The sequence below is a fragment of the Kastovskya adunca genome, from assembly GCF_059505785.1.
The window spans coordinates 142,346-162,033 of record NZ_JCACLG010000046.1; the positions used below are offsets into that span (position 1 = coordinate 142,346).

Sequence of the window (19,688 nt, forward strand, 5' to 3'; positions counted from 1 at the left end):
TAGCAATTTTAGATAAATTGCTACAAACTAACACTTTTTAACAGTATTAGCCCAAAATCTGTAGAGAAGATTGACAGCTTTTCGTAGAGCATAAGTCCCATTGCTTTTGTTTCAATGGTAAATTCACAGCCTCAGGATAGATAGGCTAGACCTATGGTTACTGGCTCACGAATCGCCTGTTTAGGCACTGTAGATGCTCCAAAAGCAATTCGGGCGTTACGGTTTAACTACCCTATTGATTGGATGATGAGGATGCACACCTAGTCCGGCTGAAATTTCCGCTTCACTACCAAGGTCTGTCTGAACCCTTGAGCAAGTGTTACAGGAAATAGTAGTGGCAATCAACTTTAAGGAAGCGATCGCTTCCCTACAACTTAACCTACAACAAGCAGTTTAAGACAGCTCTCTTTCTTGCCTGGATAATAGGAAGACAGGATTTAACAAGTATTTAACCGGGATTGCTCAAGCACAGGCAGGATTCTTCCGTGAGAGGGACTGTTGGTTAATGGAGAGCGCCATCCTACGAGGTGCAGGGGATGGTGCGATCGCTTCCGGCAAAAATTGTCGTCTCTAAAAGCTCTAGTCCATTAATTTATCTATTCTGCATCCGTCTTTAGGATTATATTTTAAAAAACCCCAAAAGCTTTATCCTTTCAACAAAAAGCACTTGTTAATTCCTCAGTAAATGCCTACAAAGTACTACTATCTTGACTTTTTCATTAAGTAAAAACTCAATAATTCTACGGAGGACGAAAAATAAGTAGTTACATGTATTTTCCTTTTCTGGCTTGTGGTTTACGATGATGACTGCTACTAACTGTTCAATCAAATATGTCGCTATAGCTACAAGATTTGCTGAGTAACAGGAACTAAATTGAGTTGAAGAAAATAAGTAACTAAGATTACTCAATTTAGCTCCAATTTAATTGAACGGGTCTACTATTTCTCAGGGTGCCAGTCGATGAAATTCCGTAAAGCTCTTTCTGCCATGGGTTTGGCTTTGCTGCTCAATGCAGTTTCTACCAGCCTTCCCAGCTTAGTTTCAGCAGGGGAATCCCAAAATGAGGCTCCCAAGCAAGGAATACCAGGACGGCGTGTTAGTGGAGGAACTAGGATGGTGAGTCCTGAGCTGGGGAAAAAGTATGAAGGGTGAAGGGTGAAGGATGAAGGATGAAGGGTAAGAAGTTCTCCCCTGCACCCCCGCTCCCCTGCTCCCCTGCACCCCCGCTCCCCCGCTCCCCGGCTCTAGGCGATCGCGTTTTCATCGGAAGACAAAAGCCATTGCTGAAGTCTGGCGATGAACGACAGTGTTTGTTGGTACGCCGCCGTATTGCCCTGTTGCTCAAAGTGTCCGGATGCTGTCTTGAAATCTGATAGTGCTGCCTGCTGAAGTCCTAGTTGGTGGTGGATAATGCCCCGATTAACATAGGCTTCAGCATGGTTTGGTTCAAGTTGCAATGCTAAAGTGAAATCTCGGATTGCGCCCTGTAAATTGCCGCTGTGGTGACAGGCACAGGCACGGTTGTAGAAAGCACGATGGTTGTTATGGTCTAGCCGAATGGCTCGCTCGAAGTCAGCGATCGCTCCTGGTATATTTTCCAACATCAGTCGAGCCAAACCTCGGTCATTGTAAACCTCTAGCAGGAGCGAGGTATCAGACGGGTGATGCTGACGTAATGCCTGGTTATAGTCAGCGATCGCTCCTGGATAGTCTTTCAGTTCAAAACGCGCCAATCCTTGATTGTAATAAGCACGAAAATCAGTACGATGTCGGGCGATCGCCTCAGTATAATCCGCGATCGCAGCTTGGTAATTTCCCAGACGGTAGTAGGCGAGTCCTTGATTGAGGTAGGCTTCTGTGTTGTCAGGATTTAGTCGCAAGGCTTGGGTACAATCTGTCGCAGCGGCTGTGTAATCACCCCACTGAACACGCGCCAAACACCGATTGCTATAGGCTGCCGCCAAATTAGGGTCGCGTTCAATCGCTTTAGTAAAATCCTCTATAGCTCCTAAATAATCATTACCTTGCAGCTTTTCTACGCCAGAATTAAAAATTTCTGAGGCGATCGCCATGGGAGTAGCTACGGTTATAGCTTGAGCAGGTGCTGTCAGTGGTAAGACAACAAGCACCAATGCTATACCCAAGCCAAACAAGATGCGGTACAAGTGGCTCATAAATCTATTAATAGTAGGGTTGAGCGATAGATTCGCTTCAGGGAGCAAAAAAGTGTAGAAGTTCATTCCTGCTCCACCCATCAAAGGCGGCAAAATTGCTCCACTCTTGTCGAGAGAACTTAGTGCCAGCCTTTCTCTGCTTGCTCTAAAACATAAGCGGCAACATCTTCAATTTGCTGCTCGTTTAGACGGCGGCGGAAGGCAGGCATAGAATTTTTACCATTCTTTACCTGATTTGTAATTGCCTCCAGTGAGTTCATCCCGTACTTTTCCAGGGCGGCTTTCTTCAAAGTTTTGCTGGCTACGACGATGTTGCGACCACCAAGATGGCAGGCGGCACAGTTAGCCCCGAAAATACTACCTCCCTTGACTGTGTTAGCCGCGAAAGCGGGTTGAGAGAGGACAACGGTGAACAAGGCGATCGCGACCCAGACAATCGATACAATTTTTTTCAACTGAGTTCTCCTGAAAATAGCTACCCAGAGTTAGGGTAGCGCCCCATATTATCGAGGGAAAAAGTTCTCCGCGTCAAAATAAATTGTCAGACGTTGTCAAGGGCGATCGCCTACGTAGCTGGCTAATTGAGCCAAAAAGGGAGAAGCCGAACCATCAAGGGCCAAATTGCCCCTCCCCAGCCAAGATTTGATTTAACTCCAGCCTTTCTCTGCTTGTTCTAAAACATAGGCAGCGACATCTTCAATTTGATTGGCGCTGAGACGTCCCTTAAAAGCTGGCATGGTATTTTTGCCGTTCGTTACCTGTTGGACAATTGCTTCCATGGAGTCCATGCCATACTTCTCTAGGGCATCCTTCTGGAGAGTTTTGCTTGCCATGACGACATTGCGTCCCCCGGTATGACAGGCAGCACAGTTAGCACCAAAAATTTTTGCTCCACCAGCGGGATCAGCCGCGAGGGCAGGGTGTGTTGTCAAGCTGAAGAAGGCGATCGCTAAACTTAGTACCGACAGTAGCGTTTTTAAAAGCATTTTCCTCTCACAACCAGTAAGCATTAAGATCGTTATTCATTGTGAAGTGAGCTACAGTCGGCGTCAAAAGACAAGCTGTCGTACTTCGCTCAAGATCATTTCTCTAACTCACTAACCCGGACAAATGGCACCTCTTCCTCCTCACCGTCCTCAAAAACTTTCTCTTGGCCCTTTGGAGACCGAGGTTTTGCACATTGTCTGGGAACTTGGTTCGGCAACAGTCAAGGATGTGCACGAACGAATTTTGAGCGATCCAGAGCGGGAGTTGGCTTATACCTCCGTCACTACGGTGCTGCGCCGTCTTACGAAAAAAGGCTGGTTAATGTGCGAAAAAACAGAGCGTGCTTTTTGCTGGCAACCTTTAGTTTCACGCCAGGAAGCACAGCTTCTAAACGCCCACGCTCGACTCAATCAATTTCTGGCTGTCAGCAATCCTGATATTGTCGCCGCTTTTGCCGATAGCCTGGATGCTGCCAGTGTCGAGCAAATTGAAGCGATCGCGCAACGCCTGCAAGCCCTGCGTCGAGCAACAGAGGAGGACTCGTAATGCATCTAGTGATGATTCTGCTGGCTGTGGCGCTATCTTACGGGCTGAGATGGAGCTGGATAGAACCCAGTGGAACTTGGGCAGAACGCTGGCAGCGATCGCTGTTGTTATTTGCCTTACCTCCCCTGATGCTGCTGATGACGGCGCTGGCGGTGCTGTGTATGGGGCCTCAAGGACGAATGCTGGGGCTACATACGGATTGGTTTAGCTATTGGCTGGTGCTGGGAGGTGTCGGAGTAGCTCTTGGTTTTTGCTTGAAGTTAGCAGTGGAAGGTTGGCGATCGCTACAACAAATTCGCACCTATCCTCAAATCAATCTACAGGCGACCTCCGCACGTCTGTTGGACAAGCCAATTTTATTCAGCGCTCAAGTCGGTTTCTGGCAGCCAGAACTAGTTGTCAGCCAGGGATTATTACAAACTTTGAACCCAAACCATCTCAACGCAGTCTTAACCCATGAGCAAGGTCATGCCTACTACCGGGATACTTTTTGGTTTTTCTGGCTGGGTTGGCTACGTCGCCTGAGCTTCTGGTTACCCAATACAGAAGCCCTGTGGCAGGAACTCCTTGTTTTACGGGAACTCCGGGCAGATCGTTGGGCAGCAGAACGAGTCGATCCGCTGCTACTGGCAGAATCCTTGTTGATTGTCGTCAGTACCTCGATTGCCGCACCGGAAAGCATCTGTGCTGCCTTTAGTCAGCCAGCGCCGCGTAATCGCTTGCAGGAGCGGATCGATGCCCTTTTAGAGGCACCACCGTCAATTCAGTCCAATTCCTGGATTTGGAGTTGGGGAATTTTATCCCTGTTACCGCTAATGGCAATTCCGCTTCATAATTAGTTACAAAAGCGCTGATTATTTTTAGAGAATAGCTTGACCAAATAGCTTGACAAATTAGAGATTTTATGAGTTTACAGACTTAGCACTTCTCTGTCGGATTAAGCACATTGGTAAAAAATTGAACGCCAAAACGCTCCCTTGTGACAGGAACATCTATTTTGCGAACACGCCCTAATAAAGCCTCAGCAAAACAGCACCTGGCTGTTCAACACCGTTACTCCTTGAGTTTGTCTCCCTGGCGATCGCCGTTGAGTTTGGGCATCCAGTTTTTAGTAGCAGGCTCCCTCCTCGCCTTATCTGGCTGTGGGTTGCTCAGTGAAACTGAAGCTGGCGCTCAACCGCGTACCCCTGGTGCAGAAAGAGGAGGAGGCACAACCCCTGTAGAAGTTGCCGTTGCCCGCCCTGGCACCCTAGGCGAACCCCTGAACTATGTCGGCACCACCCAACCCATTCGGGAAGTAGCGGTGCGATCCCAAATAGAAGGGCGGTTACTCGCTCTGCAAGTGGGAGTGGGCGATCGCGTTAGTCAGGGGCAAATCATCGCTCGGTTAGACGATTCCTTACTGCTGACTACTGTTAATCAAGCAGAGTCAGAACTTGCCACCCTGACGTCAGAAGTTGCCCGCGCTCAGACGCAGGTAAACAATGCGAAAGCGCAAGCGGCAAGGGCACAGGCAGAACTACAACAGGCACAAGTGGATGCTGAACGATTGCGATCGCTTGCTGCCTCCGGAGCAATATCCCGACAACAAGCCGAACTCGCTCAAACCGCCGCCGTGACTGCCCAACAAAACCTAAATGCGGCAAATTCCCAAATCGCCACCGAACAGCAAGCCGTCGCCGCCGCTCAAGGTCGAGTCGCTGCCCAACGCGCCACTCTTGCTCAGGCAAAAGAACGCCAGTCTTACGCCCTCCTGGCTTCCCCCCTTAACGGCGTCGTGCTACAGAAAACGAGCGAACCGGGCAATCTCATCCAGCCGGGCGGGGAAATTATCAAAATCGGTGACTTTAGCCGCGTCAAAGTAGTCGTTCCCGTTTCGGAGTTAGGGGTTGGCGAGCTTCAAGTCGGGCAGTCTGTGCAGGTCAGCTTAGATGCTTTGAAAGATGAAGAATTTTCCGGACAAGTGACTCGCATCTCCCCCGTTGCGGACAATACCACCCGTCAGTTACCCGTAGAAGTCACCATTGCTAACCCTAATGCTCGTATTGGTAGTGGCTTATTAGCACGGGTGAGCTTTGGAGGGAGCAAGACAGCGCGGGTTGTGGTGCCGCAGTCGGCATTGCAAGAAGGCAGGGGGCAAGGGAGCCGGGAAGCTGAGACAGAGGCTTCTCAACAACAGACTCCCTCCTCGTCAACTGTGTTTGTGGTTACAGGGAACGGACAAGAGGCAAAAGTTGAGGCTCGTTCGGTGCAAGTTGGCACTCGTACCAATAACAAGGTGGAAATCCTGGAGGGATTGCAACCCGGGGAGCGTTTTGTTGCCCAGAGTGGCAAACCGCTTAAAGATGGCGAATCTGTGCGCTTGAGCGTTCTGTCAGAAGAATCATGAGAAATAAGGGTAGGGAATAACTGCTAACCCCGGTAAATCCGCCCTTTGTTAGGACTCGGTGGCAACCCAATAATTGAACAAACATGAGCAACGGACAACGGACACCCGCAGGATTTAGCCTCAGCGCCACGGCAATTTACCGTCACATTGGCACGCTGATGCTAACGCTGGCAACCCTGGTACTTGGGGTATTTTTCCTGACGCAGATTCAGGTCGATTTGTTGCCATCCATTACTTATCCTCGGATTGGGGTGCGGGCAGATGTGCCCGGAGTCTCGCCGGAGGTAGCGGTGGAAGAAGTCACCAAACCCTTAGAAGCCGCCTTAAGCACGACAGAAGGCGTGGTGCAGGTGTATTCCCAAACCCGTGAGGGACGAGTGAGTGTAGATTTGTTCTTCCAACCGGGGGGCAATATTGACCAAGCACTAAATGATGCGACAGCCGCCTTGAACCAGGCGCGGGGTCGCCTCCCAGATACAGTGGAGCAACCGACGCTGTTTAAAGCTGACCCTTCACAGTCACCCATTTACGAATTGGCATTGCGATCGCCTTCTTTAGAAGAAGTCGATTTGCGAGTGTTTGCCGAGGAAGAACTCGTCCGCGAACTAGGAGTCGTTTCTGGCGTGGCATCAGTAGATGTTTCTGGTGGCGTCAGCGAAGAAGTGCGAGTGCAAATTGACTCAAATCGCCTCCAATCATTAGGTATTGGCTTAACAGAGGTATTGAATGCCCTCAGAGAACGCAATCAGGATGTAGCGGGAGGACGCTTGGAAGGTGATGAGGCAGAACCCTTAACCCGTACCGTGGGACGCTTCCAAAGTTCTGAAGAAATTCGCAATATCTCTTTTGAGGTGAGTAATGCTAGCTCCGAGGAGTCGGCTCTCAATCAAAGATCCTTAGTCTACTTGCGTGACTTTGCCGAAGTCATCGACGGTTCAGAAGAACAACGGGTTTACGTTTTCCTCAATGGCGAACAAGCCATTAAACTGAGTATTCAAAAACAGGCGGATGCTAACACAATTGCCGTCGTAGATGGGGTGAAAAAACGGATTGCCGAACTGCGACAGTCCGGTTTAATTCCGGAAGATTTAGAGCTGGTTGCCACGCAAGACGAATCCGTTTTTATTCGCAACTCGATCTCTAATGTGACAACGTCTGGCTTAATCGGTGCGGCTTTAGCCGCGATCGCTGTGCTGTTATTTCTGGGTTCTCTCAGGCAAACGGTAATTATCGTTTTCGCAATTCCCCTAGCCACGCTGACAGCAATTATCTTGATGAAGTTGTTTGGATTATCCCTGAACGTTTTTAGCCTGGGCGGTTTAGCGCTGGGTGTGGGGATCGTCGTAGATAACGGGATTGTCATGTTAGAGAATATCTCCACAGGAATGGGGATGACTCCCGACGGAGGAAAAGAGCCACGCCGCAGTTCCGAGTTCTTTATCCAGCAAGCCGCATCTAGCAGCCGCGAAGTGGAATCAGCCCTGGTGGCTTCCACGAGTACAAACTTAGTCGCCGTGCTGCCATTTTTGCTGATTGGTGGCTTCATCTCACTGCTATTTAATGAATTAATTTTGACGATTAGCTTTTCTGTTGCTGCTTCTTTGGTGGTAGCGCTAACTGTCGTGCCGATGATGACTTCCCGCTTGTTGGGGATACGTCGTTCTAGTGGGGTAAAAAATTCTTGGCTATTACAGCAGTTTAATCGCCGTTTTGAGGCAGCAACCCATGGTTACAGGCGCTTTTTGCAGATGGTGCTGCGTTATCGAATTGTCGTCATTGCGATCGCCTTTTTAGTCTTAGGCGGCGGTAGTTTTTTCCTCGTCAATCAAATTCCCCAAGAAATCCTGCCCCGCATCGATACTGGACAAGCGAGACTGTTTGCCTCCCTTCCTCCCGGTACCAGCCTAGAAAACAATCGCAAAGTGATGACAATGGTGGATGACATCCTCCTGTCTCAACCAGAAACCGACTACGTCTTTACCACGTCCGGCGGCTTTCTTTTTGGCAGCAACACCATCGCAAATCCTTTGCGGGGTTCCAGCACGATTTCCCTGAAACCGGGTAGCGATGTTGAGGCGTTTGTTGCCCGCGTCACGCCGCAGTTTGACAAGCTGAACTTAGTCGGCTCTCGCCTCCGTCTCAGTCCGGGTGAAGTACGGGGGATTATTTTAACTAACTCACCCATACGGGGTGCAGAAGTTGATGTTATTCTGCAAGGACCAGATACGGAACAACTTAACCAGGCAGGGCAGCAAGTGCTGCAAGCCTTAGACGAGCAAGTCACCCTGGCGCAGTTTCGTCCGGATGCTGACGACCAACAGCCGGAAGTGCAGATTCGCCCCGACTGGGAGCGGGTGGCGCAGTTTGGTCTCACGACACAGGACATAGGCAATACCATCCAGACGGCAATTGAGGGGTCGGTTCCCACACAACTGCAACGGGAAGAGCGTTTGGTAGATGTGCGCGTGCAACTGGAGCGAGGAGCCTTGCAACGGGCGGCTCAGTTAATGCAATTACCCTTATTTGGCAATCAAGTCCGTCTGGGAGATGTGGCAACCATTGAGGAAGGGGCTGCACCGGGTGAGATTCAGCGGATTAATCAGCGCCAAGTGTTTATCATTGCCGGAAATCTGACAGAAGGAGCCGTTTTGAGCGATGCGATCGCTCAAACCGAATCAGTGATTTCCCAACTCGACTTACCGGAAGGTGTCAGCGTCATCCCGAGTTCCGCTAGCGAAACCAATCAGCAACTGCAAGACTCGCTAAAAACTCTCGGCGGGCTTGCCGCTTTCCTCGTGTTTGTCGTGATGGCGGTGCAGTACAACTCGCTCATCGATCCCTTGGTGATTATGCTCACCGTTCCCCTCGCCCTAGCTGGCGGAATAATGGGACTATTTATCACCCAAACCGCCATCGGCGCAACTGTGCTAGTCGGTGCCGTTCTCCTCGTGGGGATTGTCGTCAACAACGCCATCATCCTGGTGGAGTTGGCAAACCAAATCCACGCTTCAGAAGGTATCGACCGCAAAAGTGCCATTCTCAAAGCCGCCCCCCAACGCCTGCGACCGATTTTGATGACTACCATCACCACAGTTTTAGGATTATTCCCCCTAGCACTGGGAATTGGCGAAGGTTCAGAGTTTCTGCAACCCTTGGGCGTGGTTGTCTTTTCCGGTTTATCCCTAGCCACTCTATTGACACTATTCATCATTCCCTGCTTCTACACCCTTCTCCACGACTGGTTTAGTGGCAAACCACCCCGCAAACCTACAAGAAAAGTTGTACAGATCGATACGCTGGATATTGTGTCTAGCAAGACCTGAGCAAGAGAAGGAACGCGATCGCCTCCTCAAGCTCCCCCCATCAAGATAGAAGGAACAGATCGCCCCACTTTTGCTTCTATGAATGTACTCTTCATCTGTTGCGGTTTTTCACGTCTGTAGCTCAATACCAGTCCACGCCTGCAACCGATTGTTAAAATCCAGTAAGTTTCCCAGAACGCTTTATGGTTAACACCGTCTTCAACCCCCATCAGCGGCTAGCTCACTTCTCCGTACCTAGCCAGTTCATTGCCAAAGGTCTTTTACTAGCAATGCTGGGGACGCTGGGAGCCTCACTTGGCGTTGCACAATTGGCTCCCCCTGCGGCGGCTCAAGAACAATCGGCTGCCGAGAACGCGGTGCAGAGGCAACTTTTAGGGCAGTGGCAAGCCAAAGACCCGACATCGGAGGAAGTCTTTACCTTTATCTTTGCCCCTGACAATAAACTGTTTGTAGTGTTACCTGCGCCTGAGGGGACTTCAGTGGCGCTTCAGGTAGAGTACGCCATCGATACCACCACCCAACCGATGCAACTAGATATCCAGCTCAGCCCTGAGCAAGTGGCGGCGACAATTTTTGAATTTACGGCTGATGGTAAGTTGCGTTTGCCTTTAGAGGGATTGGAACCGGGACAGCCTAGACAAACGGCGTTTAAACCCAACACGACACAATTTACAAAAACCTCTGAGGCAACAACCGTACCAGAAGACATCGAAGTGATCGAACTAGAAGCGGAAATTGCGAAAACGCGATCGCCCGAAGGTGAAGCCAAAAACTATATGTATGCTCTGACGATGGTGCAGCAGGCGCACTATGTGGAACAGGGAAATTTTGCCAATGCCATTGAAGATGTGAGCATTGGGCTGAGGACAGAAACGGAGTCCTATCTCTACCAGATTGTGCCTCAACGAGACAACAAGAAAAGTGTGATGGTAACGGCAACGGCTAAGGATGCCACACTACCTAGCTACACTGGGGCTGTATTTGTCACTCAAGTAAACGGGAAAGAAACAACCGTTGCCCAGGTTTGCCAAACCGAGCAGCCCTCAACTTCGCCGCCTGTAATGCCTCAGGCTCCTACCAGGGGTTCTGTAGAGGTTCAGTGTCCTGTGGGTTCCAAAGCATTACAGCTACAGTGAGGTTAACAAGCGGGCTGAAACGGAAGTGAAAGTAGCGATCGCTGACAGCCAATCATAACAAAATGTCCAGATTAACCCATCGTTAAGGGAAGAGATTGCTACAATCTCAATTAATTTTCGTTCTTGATTGCCATGACTGATCATGTTCTTGACGTTCGCAACCTGCAAGTAGAATTCCTCACTGACGCAAGACGGGTTTTGGCAGTCAACGGCATTAACTTTACGTTGAAGCGCGGTCAAACCCTGGGAATCGTTGGCGAATCGGGTTCAGGAAAATCCGTCACTTCCTTGGCAGTTATGGGGTTAGTTCCTACCCCCGGTAGAGTAACTGACGGCGAAGTTATCTTTCACGATCTTGCCCAAGATGGCAGCCCCCTAGAACCCGTGGATCTCGTAAGGCTCACTCCGGAGCAAAAGCGCCTTTACCGGGGCGGTCAAATCTCGATGATTTTCCAGGAACCAATGAGTTCCCTTAACCCGGTCTATACCTGTGGGTTTCAGCTTACCGAAGCGATTCGCCAACACCAGAACGTTTCCCAAGCAGAAGCACGGCGACAAGCGATCGCCCGTCTTCAGGAAGTTAAACTCTTACCTAGCGATGAAGAGCTGCGCCAACGCTACCTAGAAAACCTCCAACAGCTAGATCTCGGTCAATCTTTACCGGGAGAAAAGGAAGTTAATCATCACATTAATCAGCAAAAACTGGCAATCCTGGAACGCTATCCCCACGAACTTTCCGGCGGTCAGTTGCAACGGGTAATGATTGCCATGGCGATCTCCTGTAACCCGGATGTGTTGATTGCGGATGAACCTACAACCGCCTTGGATGTTACGGTGCAAGCCACTATTCTCGATTTGTTGCGGGAGCTGCGCGACATCCGGGGGATGTCGATGATTTTCATTACCCACGATTTGGGTGTGATTGCAGAAATTGCCGACACTGTGGCAGTGATGTATAACGGCAAAATTGTCGAAAGCGGTGATGTTTGGCAGATTTTTTCCGATCCTCAGCATCCCTACACGAAAGGGTTACTCGCTTGTCGCCCGCGCCTCGACCAGACTCTGCCATACCTACCGACTGTGTCAGATTTCATGGAAGTTGTGACGGCAGAAAATGGGGAACAAGCTATTAAAGAAAAATCCCCTGACGTATTACCCAAAGTTACAGATGAGGGCTTAGAAATAAGGGAAAAGGTAACTGATAAACCCTCTAATGTTGTAAAAACTTCTTCCCCTTTGATCGCCGTCCGCAACCTGCAAGTCGGCTTTCCTGTCCAGGGCGTTTTTGGCGCAACTCAACGTTACATCATGGCGGTTGATGGGGTTTCCTTTGAGGTTTATTCTGGGGAAACTTTGGGATTAGTCGGGGAGTCGGGCTGCGGGAAATCTACCCTGGCGCGGACTTTGCTGCGGCTAATTCAGCCCATCAGTGGCGAGATTCAGTTTGAAAATCAAGATGTGACTCGTCTCAAGGGGAATCGCCTGCGACAGTTGCGACGGGAGATGCAAATTGTCTTCCAAAATCCCTATAGCTCCCTCGATCCTCGGATGAAGATTGGAGAGGCGATCGCCGAACCGATGTTAATTCATCGTGTGGGAGGTAATCAAAAAGTCAGACGCGATCGCGTTGCTTATTTACTAGAGCGTGTTGGTTTAAACCCCAACTGGATAAATCGCTATCCTCACGAGTTTTCCGGCGGTCAACGTCAACGGGTATGCATTGCCAGGGCTTTAGCCTTGAACCCGAAGTTTATCATCTGCGATGAATCTGTTTCTGCATTAGATGTATCTGTGCAGGCGCAGGTACTCAATTTGCTCAAAGAAGTACAAGCCGAATTTAATTTGACTTACATCTTTATTTCCCACGATTTGAGCGTGGTGAAATTTATGAGCGATCGCATTATGGTGATGAACAAAGGACGGATTGAAGAAATTGGTCTGGCGGAAAATATCTACCGCGAACCGGAAAAGGAATACACCCGTCAACTGATCGCCTCGATTCCCACAGGGAGTTTGGAACGCATCCAAGAGCAACAAGCGGGACGGGGTATTGCGCCATTATCTGCAGTCAGAGATCCCTGGGCTGTGAATTAAGGTTGCGACAGGTTAGCTAAGGTGGGAGCAGATGTGGCTATGATTGTGATTTTTTTAGAACTAACTTCTGCTCTAAATCTTGCCTTCAAACCGCTGGTGCCAGATGATGTTAGCCAAGACGACAACAGCTAGAGTGATGCCTCCTCCAACCCAAGCCAGCAGGGGATTGTAACCACCACGGCTGAGGTTCTCCATCCAGAGATGGGTGAGATCGGAGGACACTAACCGATCGGCGAGGAAGGGAGAGAGATAGATCAAAGCTGCACCAATAAGCAGCCAGCCCACCATAGAGGCGAGCAGAAAGATGGTTTTGGCGGTAGATTGGCTACCCATGAGCGATCGCGGTAAAGAACTAAGGTTGAGATTAGCATGGGCGATGCGTTACGGCAGAATAAAGGCAATCTGTGGCAGGGGGCGATCGCCAATTTCATAGGCTACGATTGCACGAGTAAGCTTTGATTGAACTATGAAGAAGCCGGAACATCCCCTCACGGGAGAAGCACTAATTAAGGAAGTCTGTCGGCGGATTCGGGTTGCCCGTAGTTACTGGGATGCTCATAATAATGCGGCTTGTCGGGGAGAACGCGATCGCGCTTTAGCCCTTTACAATACTCTGACGAAAGAACAAAAAGACAAGATTCCGCAGCAGTTGCGGGTGTGGCTTCGCTACCGCAGTGAAAAATACTTTGGAGAACACCGAACGCCGCCCAAGTCGAAACGAAAGTCGAAGTAGTAATTTTCTTTTACGGGGTTTGGATAGGGCGATCGCACCCTTAATCAGGTCTTGCCGTCGTTCCAAGCCTCTTTTCGATTGACATAGTGAAAGCTTATAAAGTTAAGTCAATGTATAATAAATTTTGAGTAATCAAAGGCTGAAATAGCTTGCACAGAGCCTACCAACATAGCACCTGATGCCTGCATACACACTTCCTCAATGTCCAGAACTATTATTGAGAGTAGCAGGCTCGGATTCCGATAATGCACGATATAAGGCTTTGAAGAATGTTGTTGAACTTGTTAACGCAGGCTATCTAAAAATTCAACTGCCTGAAGGCTTTAGTACATGGCAACTCATTGAAATTAAAGAGCAAGATTTAATGGCTGAAGATGAAAATAAAATCATTGAAGCTGTAAAAGTTCTTAATAAGCTTTCTGTTTCAAGGCAGAGAATGCAGGAACTCAATGAACAAGCTTTGCAAGCTCGAAGACATATAGATGTTCTCTTCACCGAGAAAATTTTAGCGAAAGAAGATTTTAAGAATATTGAGGAAGGTCTTAAGATTATCAGGGATTTTGCTCAAGTTAGTTTGCGATATAAGGAAGCATCAACTAAAGCAGAAGAAGCTCGTTCTATACTTGACGAAGCATTGAATATATATGAAGAGTAATTTTTCAAAAAAAGAGTAGAATGAAGCTAAAATATTTTTCTCAATCTTATAACATTCCAACAGCAGAGGATGAGGACTGGTTCGATCCCCAAATGTCTTCGGATACACTTTTATTTATAGATCCTTTCCTTGTTTTTGAAAGTGATATTCCTTTATTCAGCAATGCCAAAGAAAAGTTTTTTACTTTCTTTAACTCAGCTTTTGAATTAGCTCATGAGGCTGTGAACTCACGTACAGCCTATAACAAATTAAAAGCAGTACTTAAGTTTCCAGAGGTGAAAGAATTATGCTTAGGGTTCTCTGAGCGAGGAACTGCTGGATCGGGTTCTGGAGGTGGTTACTCTAAAGGTTTTGCTGATGCATTATTGAAACTGGCTTCTGCTGGTTATACAGGGCTAGATCACTTTGAAGAAATAGAAATTTTTACATTAGGTATTGGTAAGGATAGAATTAGCGATGCTACAGCAAATATTATTAAGCCTGAATTAATTGAATATACTCAACAAGTATGTAATATATTCAAGATTCCTACGATATCTCATGTAATTGAAAATGCTGGATTTGACTATGAATACAAGCGTTGGGACAAAGGTCGAGTTTATACCCTACCAGGAAATCCTTTTTTCAATAGAGGAGAAAGGGCTGTAATCCTTGTACCCAAAGCTTTTCTTTGTGCAACTCATGCAATTGGAGCTGATGGCTTCAAGAATTATGTCCAAGACAACAAGAATGAAGAACTAAGAGCAGATTTAAACTACGAAATTGAAAAAGAATTTAAAAAAATTAATAAGTCACATATTGTTGATTTAGCAGAAAGACATCCGAAGTGGGTTCGCGAGTATGTAGATTATGTTGAGAATGATGCAGATATAAAACCGTACGATCTTGAAGTTGACCGTGAGAACTTATATAGAAATGAAAAAAGAGCTTATTCTTTTATTATTTCTCATCCAATTGAAGTATCTGTTTCAAACAATGAAGAATTCGTTCAGTGGATCGAACTTTTAATTGATAGATTTAGATTGTTTATTGAAGAGCAAGATGGAAATAAGCTTCTATGGAATATAGTCAAAAAACCATGTAGCCAGATAGTTGACTGTCAACCTTGTAAGGAGTCTACTGCTCGAAGCGTTTTAGTTGAGATAATTTTAGGTTATTGCTCTATCAACAAAGTCAATATATCTAAAGAATCAGATTTAGGCAAAAAAATTGTTGAATTTAGCTTTTCGTCAGGATACAAAAACCAAGCTTTGATTGAGTTAAAGCTTGCTAAAAATAGCAAAAACATTACTCAGGATGATTTGGGCAAGCTTCCAGCACATATAGAATCATATAAAACCAATTATCGTTATTTTCTAGTTATTCCGTATACAAGAAAAGAACTTGAGTGCATAAACAAAGCTCTTACTAAAATTGAAGCTATAAGCTTTGGAGAACTCGCGTTTAAATTTTTTGTTGTTGATGCGACTTTAGATCAACCAAATATTTCTTTTGCACCCTCAGAATCTAAGCAAATGTCAAATGATCGTCTTCGTGCAGTTGAAAAGAATCTAGAACTTCTTCGCAAGCAGATAGAAGGTAGGGAAGAGGCTAAAAGTATAGCTCCCTTCGAGGAAAAAACTCGTATCGAATTAGGAATTCAGAAGCTACGTGAGGAGATGCGTCCTTTTGAGGAAGAATACTGGCGGCTTCTAGCGGTACGCTCAACCCAGGTGGAAATTGCTGAACCAGAAGCAGAACTCGTAGTTGCAGAACTCGTAGAGCAAGTGGGGCAACTGCAAAATAGCAGCCAGTATCCTAATGGAGTACTTCAGCTTTTGCAGAAGATTTACATTGAAGTGAGTAAACCGGGTACACCTGCTGCCGCAAAGCTAAAGGGCGCAGTGTCAATGTTTCCACCATTTGTGAGCTTAGGCTACGAAGCAGAAATTGACATTGAAAGCTTTTTTCGTACCCATATGCCGACCTTTACTCAGTGGTACAAGAATTTAGCGAAAAAGTGATAAGTTAGGCAATGCTCTGCATCACAGCCTTATCCCCAAAAAGAAGTGAGGCAAACGCCCTAAAAATTCCTGTTGCCATTCCAGAGTTCGAGTTGGGTTGTTGCTTGGCAGCGCACTATCGAACATACAGCCATCTCTTCAAGGGAGATAGAATGCAAGCGATCGCGCACCGACACCGAGCGACCATTCAAATACATCACACAAACATTCGTGTCGAGCAGGTAACGCATTCTCTAGTCAAACGCTCCAGCAAGGTCATCATCAAGGCTCTCTGAAATTCCTGAATCATCAAGGACAATAGGATCATCAGCACAGATGCCATAGAACCGTTCTAGCGATCGCCCCGTTACTTTTGGTGATGAAACAGGCTGATAAATGACCATCACTTCCACCTCTCGTTCTGTTAGTCCAACAGGAATATCGAGATGGAGAATGCCATCTTGCCCAACACGCTGCCGTACCTTAATACTTTCCATCGTCGCTACCTCTGTACTTACAAACTGATTTCCTCACCCAATTCTTGCAAAATTCCCTGCAATTCGGTGATGGCTGCTTCCAATTTACCGATCGCCTCCTGTGCAAGGATGGCGGGTTCAGCAACCATAATCCTATTAAAAATTGCACTTTTGACGCAATTTTGTGCAAAATCAAAAATCACTTTAATCTAATCATGAAAAACTTATTAATCAACTCTTCTCTTAACATTTATCACTATTCAGAAAAACTACTGGTTATATTAATTGCATCGCTGCTCCGGAATGGGGACACTTTCCGGGGAAGCATAACTGTGCACTCTGGTTTTTCTCTTAGTCACTAAAAATTATGAACAACAGATTTTCCAAAGCCCTAGGTTTCGGTCTCTTTTCCCTCCTGCTCTTGATAACCAGTTGTTCTGAGGCTACCAATACTGAACAGCCAGCCTCTACCACGGTTGAATCTGAGCAAGCTGTTATTCAACAAGAGCCATCTGCATCGAGCCAGAGCCTTGCCCCCGGAGACTATTGCTTTAAAATTGCTGAAGAGACTATCACTGGCTCCACTCGATTAAGCATTGCCTCAGACAATCGCGTCACTGGAACCGGTGAAGCAGTGATTCGCAATGAGAAGGAAGGCTACTTCACTTCTTATCAGCAAGTGCTTAAAGGTACATTATCTGGCGAGCAATTGAAGCTAGATGTGACCACGGATATCGAAAACGATACTCAAAGCTCCCAGGAAACCTGGAAGTTAACTGAAAATACCTTAGATACGGATAGAAATATATATCAAAAAGTTGACTGTTCTGCTTTAAATTCTGATCAAAGCAATGGTGACCGTCGCCTGAGTTTTGCTTCTGGTAGTAATTCTGCGGTTGTTGAAAATGCGGTTGTGCGTGGCGATAGAGATACCTATCTGCTAAATGCTAGAGCCAATCAAAAAATGGCTCTCAACATTACGTCTGTTGAGAATAATGCTGTGTTTGATGTCGTTGCTCCCAATGGTGAGACGCTCAAGCAAGAAGCAACCAACTCAAGCCTTGTCTTGCCCGCAACTGGGGATTATTCGGTGGTTGTCGGTGGCACTCGTGGCAACGCTACTTACAAACTGCAAGTCGAGATCAACTAATGCCATAGAATGTGCTGCCCAAAACATCAGTTTGGGAGTGCTGGCTGCTACAGTGCGATCGCCACTTCTGGGAGAGGAGCGCGATCGCCAACAAGACTATCCTCAAAACACCTTTGCCTGACATTCAGTAGTGAATTTTGCCAGATCTGTTCTTCTTCTCGCCCTAGTCGAAAAGGGTTGGGGAGGCTCTAACGACTAACTACCATGGTGAAGCGCTCCTCCCGCCGCATCCCTAAAACTGCAAGTGTTGTCTTAACATCCCTGATAGTGGTCTTTGCTCTATCAATCAGCCAAGCTCTCATGCCATCTCCGCCGCTACTGCTGACCGAACCCTTTCTCCAACTCCCAACTGAGACATCTGTAAAAGTTGTTTGGTTTACCGAGTTTGCAGGTTTTCGCCATCTTGTCACCTACGGTTCAAAACTGAACCAAAAAGCGATCGCCACAACAACCCAACTCACCCGCACCCAAGAAGACCAAAACTCCAAAGTCGGAGAACAAACAGAAACAGGGCAGATTTACCAACAACCCATAAAGCGCCACATCTGGCGTCATGAAGCTGAGGTGACAGGTTTAATACCAGGAGATCGGATTTCCTATCGCGTCACTAGCCTTCGGGAAGATAACCAGAGTGTGAATAGCGAAGTCTTCACCCTGGCTGCTACTCCACCACCCGGAACGCCGCTAAAAATCCTCCTCACCTCCGATTACCAACTGATGCCCATGACAGCGGCGAATCTTCAGAAGGTTGTGGAAACAGTCGGTCAGGTGGATGCTGTTTTTCATGCCGGAGATTTAGTTAATGTACCCGATCGCGCCTCTGAGTGGTTTGATGACAATCGCGGTGGGGCGTTCTTTCCCGTCATTCAAGGACGTGCCAATTACGAACTGAAAAAAAATGGCGTCAAGACTCTTTACAAAGGCGGTGAGTTAATTCAACACGCTCCTTTATTTCCAACCATCGGCAATCATGAAGTAATGGGGCGAGTTTCCAGTTCAAATAGTCTCAGCGACCAGTTGAATGATGCCTATCCTCGTCATGCTGCTGAGGCACTTTACACAAAAAATGCCCAGCAATTGAACCCTACGAACGACGCCACAGTGCGTGAAGCGTGGCTGAAAGATAACTCCTTCAACACTGATACCTACAACGAAATTTTTACTCTGCCGCAGAAGGACCAGGGGAATGAGAATTACTATGCTGTGACCTTTGGGGATGTGCGCTTGGTTGTGCTGTATGTCACCAATATCTGGCGGAATCCTAGCCTTGAGGCTAATGCTAGAGGCAGATACAAAGAGTCAGAGCAAGACCTGAATAACCCCGCACAGTGGGGCTACGGACAGCACATCTTTGAACCCATCGCTAAAGGTAGCCCTCAGTACACTTGGCTGGAACAGGAACTCAATAGCCCAGAGTTTCAGCAGGCAAAGTACAAAATCGTCATGCTGCACCATCCGCCCCATACCCTAGGTGATAACATCGTGCCTGCCTACACCGATCCGGTGCAGAAAATTGAGCGGGACGAAGATGGAGAAATTAGAGCGATTCGTTACGAGTACCCGCAGGACAAAGATTATATTTCTCAGGATTTGCTACCCCTGCTGGAATCGGCACAGGTGCAGTTGGTATTTTTTGGACACTCTCATCTCTGGAATCGCTTCTTGAGTCCGAAGGGAATGCACTTTTTGGAAACCTCTAATGTGGGTAACAGTTACGGTGCTTTTTTGGGCGATAAAGAGCGTCCTGTACCAACAGGCTACAGCGAGAGATACGTGGCAACAGGCGATCCAAATGGGCTAGAGGCGATCGCGCCCAGTATCGCTCCCCTAGTCGGAGAAGATAACCAGCCGCTACCCTATATCGCCAGTAATGACATTACCGCCTTCAGTATTTTGGATACGGGGGCGGGAACGGTGACTAGCTACTATTTCGATACGCAAAAACCCAAATCAGAGGTGGTGAAGTTTGATCAGTTTAAGCTGACGACACCGCTTGAGTAGCAGGCTAGGTGCCGTTACAGAGTCTCTGGATCGATGCCTAG

18 protein-coding genes are annotated in these 19,688 nt (G+C 47.5%); 12 read left to right on the plus strand and 6 right to left on the minus strand.

Translation table 11 applies throughout. The features are described from left to right. Window positions 1-961: 961 nt before the first annotated feature. Window positions 962-1,153 carry a hypothetical protein gene (locus AC5JR3_RS17615; RefSeq protein WP_495847852.1) on the plus strand — a complete coding sequence of 64 codons (192 nt, stop codon included), beginning with the start codon at window positions 962-964 and terminating at the stop codon, window positions 1,151-1,153. A 92-nt stretch (window positions 1,154-1,245) separates the two neighbouring features. Here the strand turns inward: AC5JR3_RS17615 and AC5JR3_RS17620 are convergent, their stop codons facing one another. From AC5JR3_RS17620 to petJ (AC5JR3_RS17630), 3 genes are all read right to left on the minus strand, one after another. Further along, a complete protein-coding gene (locus AC5JR3_RS17620; protein ID WP_495847853.1) occupies window positions 1,246-2,175 on the minus strand; it encodes a tetratricopeptide repeat protein in 930 nt (309 codons plus the stop codon). 119 nt (window positions 2,176-2,294) lie between these two features. Beyond that, a complete protein-coding gene (petJ, locus tag AC5JR3_RS17625; RefSeq protein WP_495847854.1) occupies window positions 2,295-2,630 on the minus strand; it encodes a cytochrome c6 PetJ in 336 nt (111 codons plus the stop codon). Between the two features lie 192 nt (window positions 2,631-2,822). Continuing rightward, window positions 2,823-3,161, minus strand: coding sequence for a cytochrome c6 PetJ (gene petJ / locus AC5JR3_RS17630; RefSeq protein ID WP_495847855.1), 339 nt, complete (start codon window positions 3,159-3,161; stop codon window positions 2,823-2,825). Between the two features lie 124 nt (window positions 3,162-3,285). Between petJ (AC5JR3_RS17630) and AC5JR3_RS17635 the strand changes: the two genes are divergently transcribed. The 6 genes from AC5JR3_RS17635 to AC5JR3_RS17660 all read left to right on the plus strand — a co-directional run bounded on the left by AC5JR3_RS17635 (window position 3,286) and on the right by AC5JR3_RS17660 (window position 12,650). Further along, on the plus strand, window positions 3,286-3,708 hold the full coding sequence (locus AC5JR3_RS17635) for a BlaI/MecI/CopY family transcriptional regulator (protein ID WP_495847856.1): 423 nt from the start codon (window positions 3,286-3,288) through the stop codon (window positions 3,706-3,708). Beyond that, window positions 3,708-4,547, plus strand: coding sequence for a M56 family metallopeptidase (locus AC5JR3_RS17640; protein WP_495847857.1), 840 nt, complete (start codon window positions 3,708-3,710; stop codon window positions 4,545-4,547). Before AC5JR3_RS17635 ends, AC5JR3_RS17640 begins: the two co-directional genes overlap by 1 nt. Window positions 4,548-4,687: 140 nt before the next feature. Then, window positions 4,688-6,097 (plus strand): efflux RND transporter periplasmic adaptor subunit, encoded by a 1,410-nt coding sequence (locus tag AC5JR3_RS17645; RefSeq protein WP_495847858.1) that lies wholly within the window; start codon window positions 4,688-4,690, stop codon window positions 6,095-6,097. Window positions 6,098-6,180: 83 nt separating this feature from the next. Further along, window positions 6,181-9,420, plus strand: a complete 3,240-nt coding sequence (locus tag AC5JR3_RS17650) for an efflux RND transporter permease subunit (protein ID WP_495847859.1) — start codon at window positions 6,181-6,183, stop codon at window positions 9,418-9,420. A gap of 182 nt (window positions 9,421-9,602) precedes the next feature. Beyond that, window positions 9,603-10,556 carry a type IV pilin-like G/H family protein gene (locus tag AC5JR3_RS17655; protein WP_495847860.1) on the plus strand — a complete coding sequence of 318 codons (954 nt, stop codon included), beginning with the start codon at window positions 9,603-9,605 and terminating at the stop codon, window positions 10,554-10,556. Between the two features lie 132 nt (window positions 10,557-10,688). Beyond that, entirely contained in the window at window positions 10,689-12,650 is a 1,962-nt protein-coding gene (locus tag AC5JR3_RS17660; protein WP_495847861.1) for an ABC transporter ATP-binding protein, read from the plus strand. Window positions 12,651-12,722: 72 nt separating this feature from the next. On the opposite strand, the gene AC5JR3_RS17665 is transcribed toward AC5JR3_RS17660, so the two are convergent. Further along, on the minus strand, window positions 12,723-12,983 hold the full coding sequence (locus AC5JR3_RS17665) for a hypothetical protein (protein WP_495847862.1): 261 nt from the start codon (window positions 12,981-12,983) through the stop codon (window positions 12,723-12,725). Between the two features lie 133 nt (window positions 12,984-13,116). Between AC5JR3_RS17665 and AC5JR3_RS17670 the strand changes: the two genes are divergently transcribed. From AC5JR3_RS17670 to AC5JR3_RS17680, 3 genes are all read left to right on the plus strand, one after another. After that, complete coding sequence (locus AC5JR3_RS17670) at window positions 13,117-13,383, plus strand: Precorrin-3B methylase (protein WP_495847863.1); 267 nt, start codon at window positions 13,117-13,119, stop codon at window positions 13,381-13,383. A gap of 178 nt (window positions 13,384-13,561) precedes the next feature. Beyond that, window positions 13,562-14,038 (plus strand): hypothetical protein, encoded by a 477-nt coding sequence (locus AC5JR3_RS17675; protein ID WP_495847864.1) that lies wholly within the window; start codon window positions 13,562-13,564, stop codon window positions 14,036-14,038. Window positions 14,039-14,058: 20 nt separating this feature from the next. Next, window positions 14,059-16,041, plus strand: a complete 1,983-nt coding sequence (locus AC5JR3_RS17680) for a DUF8370 family protein (protein ID WP_495847865.1) — start codon at window positions 14,059-14,061, stop codon at window positions 16,039-16,041. A gap of 59 nt (window positions 16,042-16,100) precedes the next feature. Here AC5JR3_RS17680 and AC5JR3_RS17685 read toward each other — a convergent pair whose 3' ends face one another. Then, window positions 16,101-16,271, minus strand: coding sequence for a hypothetical protein (locus AC5JR3_RS17685; RefSeq protein WP_495847866.1), 171 nt, complete (start codon window positions 16,269-16,271; stop codon window positions 16,101-16,103). A 3-nt stretch (window positions 16,272-16,274) separates the two neighbouring features. Beyond that, window positions 16,275-16,517: a hypothetical protein gene (locus AC5JR3_RS17690; RefSeq protein ID WP_495847867.1), complete on the minus strand. Its 243-nt coding sequence runs from the start codon at window positions 16,515-16,517 to the stop codon at window positions 16,275-16,277. 346 nt (window positions 16,518-16,863) lie between these two features. Between AC5JR3_RS17690 and AC5JR3_RS17695 the strand changes: the two genes are divergently transcribed. Both AC5JR3_RS17695 and AC5JR3_RS17700 read left to right on the plus strand, forming a co-directional pair. Then, complete coding sequence (locus tag AC5JR3_RS17695) at window positions 16,864-17,646, plus strand: hypothetical protein (protein WP_495847868.1); 783 nt, start codon at window positions 16,864-16,866, stop codon at window positions 17,644-17,646. A 204-nt stretch (window positions 17,647-17,850) separates the two neighbouring features. Further along, on the plus strand, window positions 17,851-19,647 hold the full coding sequence (locus AC5JR3_RS17700; RefSeq protein ID WP_495847869.1) for a purple acid phosphatase family protein: 1,797 nt from the start codon (window positions 17,851-17,853) through the stop codon (window positions 19,645-19,647). The last annotated feature ends 41 nt before the right edge of the window (window positions 19,648-19,688 follow it).

What these genes read in the sequence shown, in the direction of transcription:
- AC5JR3_RS17615 (WP_495847852.1), top strand. Translation starts at nt 962, where the DNA reads ATGAAATTCCGTAAAGCTCTTTCTGCCATGGGTTTGGCTTTGCTGCTC.
- AC5JR3_RS17620 (WP_495847853.1), bottom strand. Translation starts at nt 2,175, where the DNA reads ATGAGCCACTTGTACCGCATCTTGTTTGGCTTGGGTATAGCATTGGTG.
- petJ (WP_495847855.1), bottom strand. Translation starts at nt 3,161, where the DNA reads ATGCTTTTAAAAACGCTACTGTCGGTACTAAGTTTAGCGATCGCCTTC.
- AC5JR3_RS17635 (WP_495847856.1), top strand. Translation starts at nt 3,286, where the DNA reads ATGGCACCTCTTCCTCCTCACCGTCCTCAAAAACTTTCTCTTGGCCCT.
- AC5JR3_RS17640 (WP_495847857.1), top strand. Translation starts at nt 3,708, where the DNA reads ATGCATCTAGTGATGATTCTGCTGGCTGTGGCGCTATCTTACGGGCTG.
- AC5JR3_RS17650 (WP_495847859.1), top strand. Translation starts at nt 6,181, where the DNA reads ATGAGCAACGGACAACGGACACCCGCAGGATTTAGCCTCAGCGCCACG.
- AC5JR3_RS17655 (WP_495847860.1), top strand. Translation starts at nt 9,603, where the DNA reads ATGGTTAACACCGTCTTCAACCCCCATCAGCGGCTAGCTCACTTCTCC.
- AC5JR3_RS17660 (WP_495847861.1), top strand. Translation starts at nt 10,689, where the DNA reads ATGACTGATCATGTTCTTGACGTTCGCAACCTGCAAGTAGAATTCCTC.
- AC5JR3_RS17665 (WP_495847862.1), bottom strand. Translation starts at nt 12,983, where the DNA reads ATGGGTAGCCAATCTACCGCCAAAACCATCTTTCTGCTCGCCTCTATG.
- AC5JR3_RS17670 (WP_495847863.1), top strand. Translation starts at nt 13,117, where the DNA reads ATGAAGAAGCCGGAACATCCCCTCACGGGAGAAGCACTAATTAAGGAA.
- AC5JR3_RS17675 (WP_495847864.1), top strand. Translation starts at nt 13,562, where the DNA reads ATGCCTGCATACACACTTCCTCAATGTCCAGAACTATTATTGAGAGTA.
- AC5JR3_RS17680 (WP_495847865.1), top strand. Translation starts at nt 14,059, where the DNA reads ATGAAGCTAAAATATTTTTCTCAATCTTATAACATTCCAACAGCAGAG.
- AC5JR3_RS17685 (WP_495847866.1), bottom strand. Translation starts at nt 16,271, where the DNA reads ATGCGTTACCTGCTCGACACGAATGTTTGTGTGATGTATTTGAATGGT.
- AC5JR3_RS17690 (WP_495847867.1), bottom strand. Translation starts at nt 16,517, where the DNA reads ATGGAAAGTATTAAGGTACGGCAGCGTGTTGGGCAAGATGGCATTCTC.
- AC5JR3_RS17695 (WP_495847868.1), top strand. Translation starts at nt 16,864, where the DNA reads ATGAACAACAGATTTTCCAAAGCCCTAGGTTTCGGTCTCTTTTCCCTC.
- AC5JR3_RS17700 (WP_495847869.1), top strand. Translation starts at nt 17,851, where the DNA reads ATGGTGAAGCGCTCCTCCCGCCGCATCCCTAAAACTGCAAGTGTTGTC.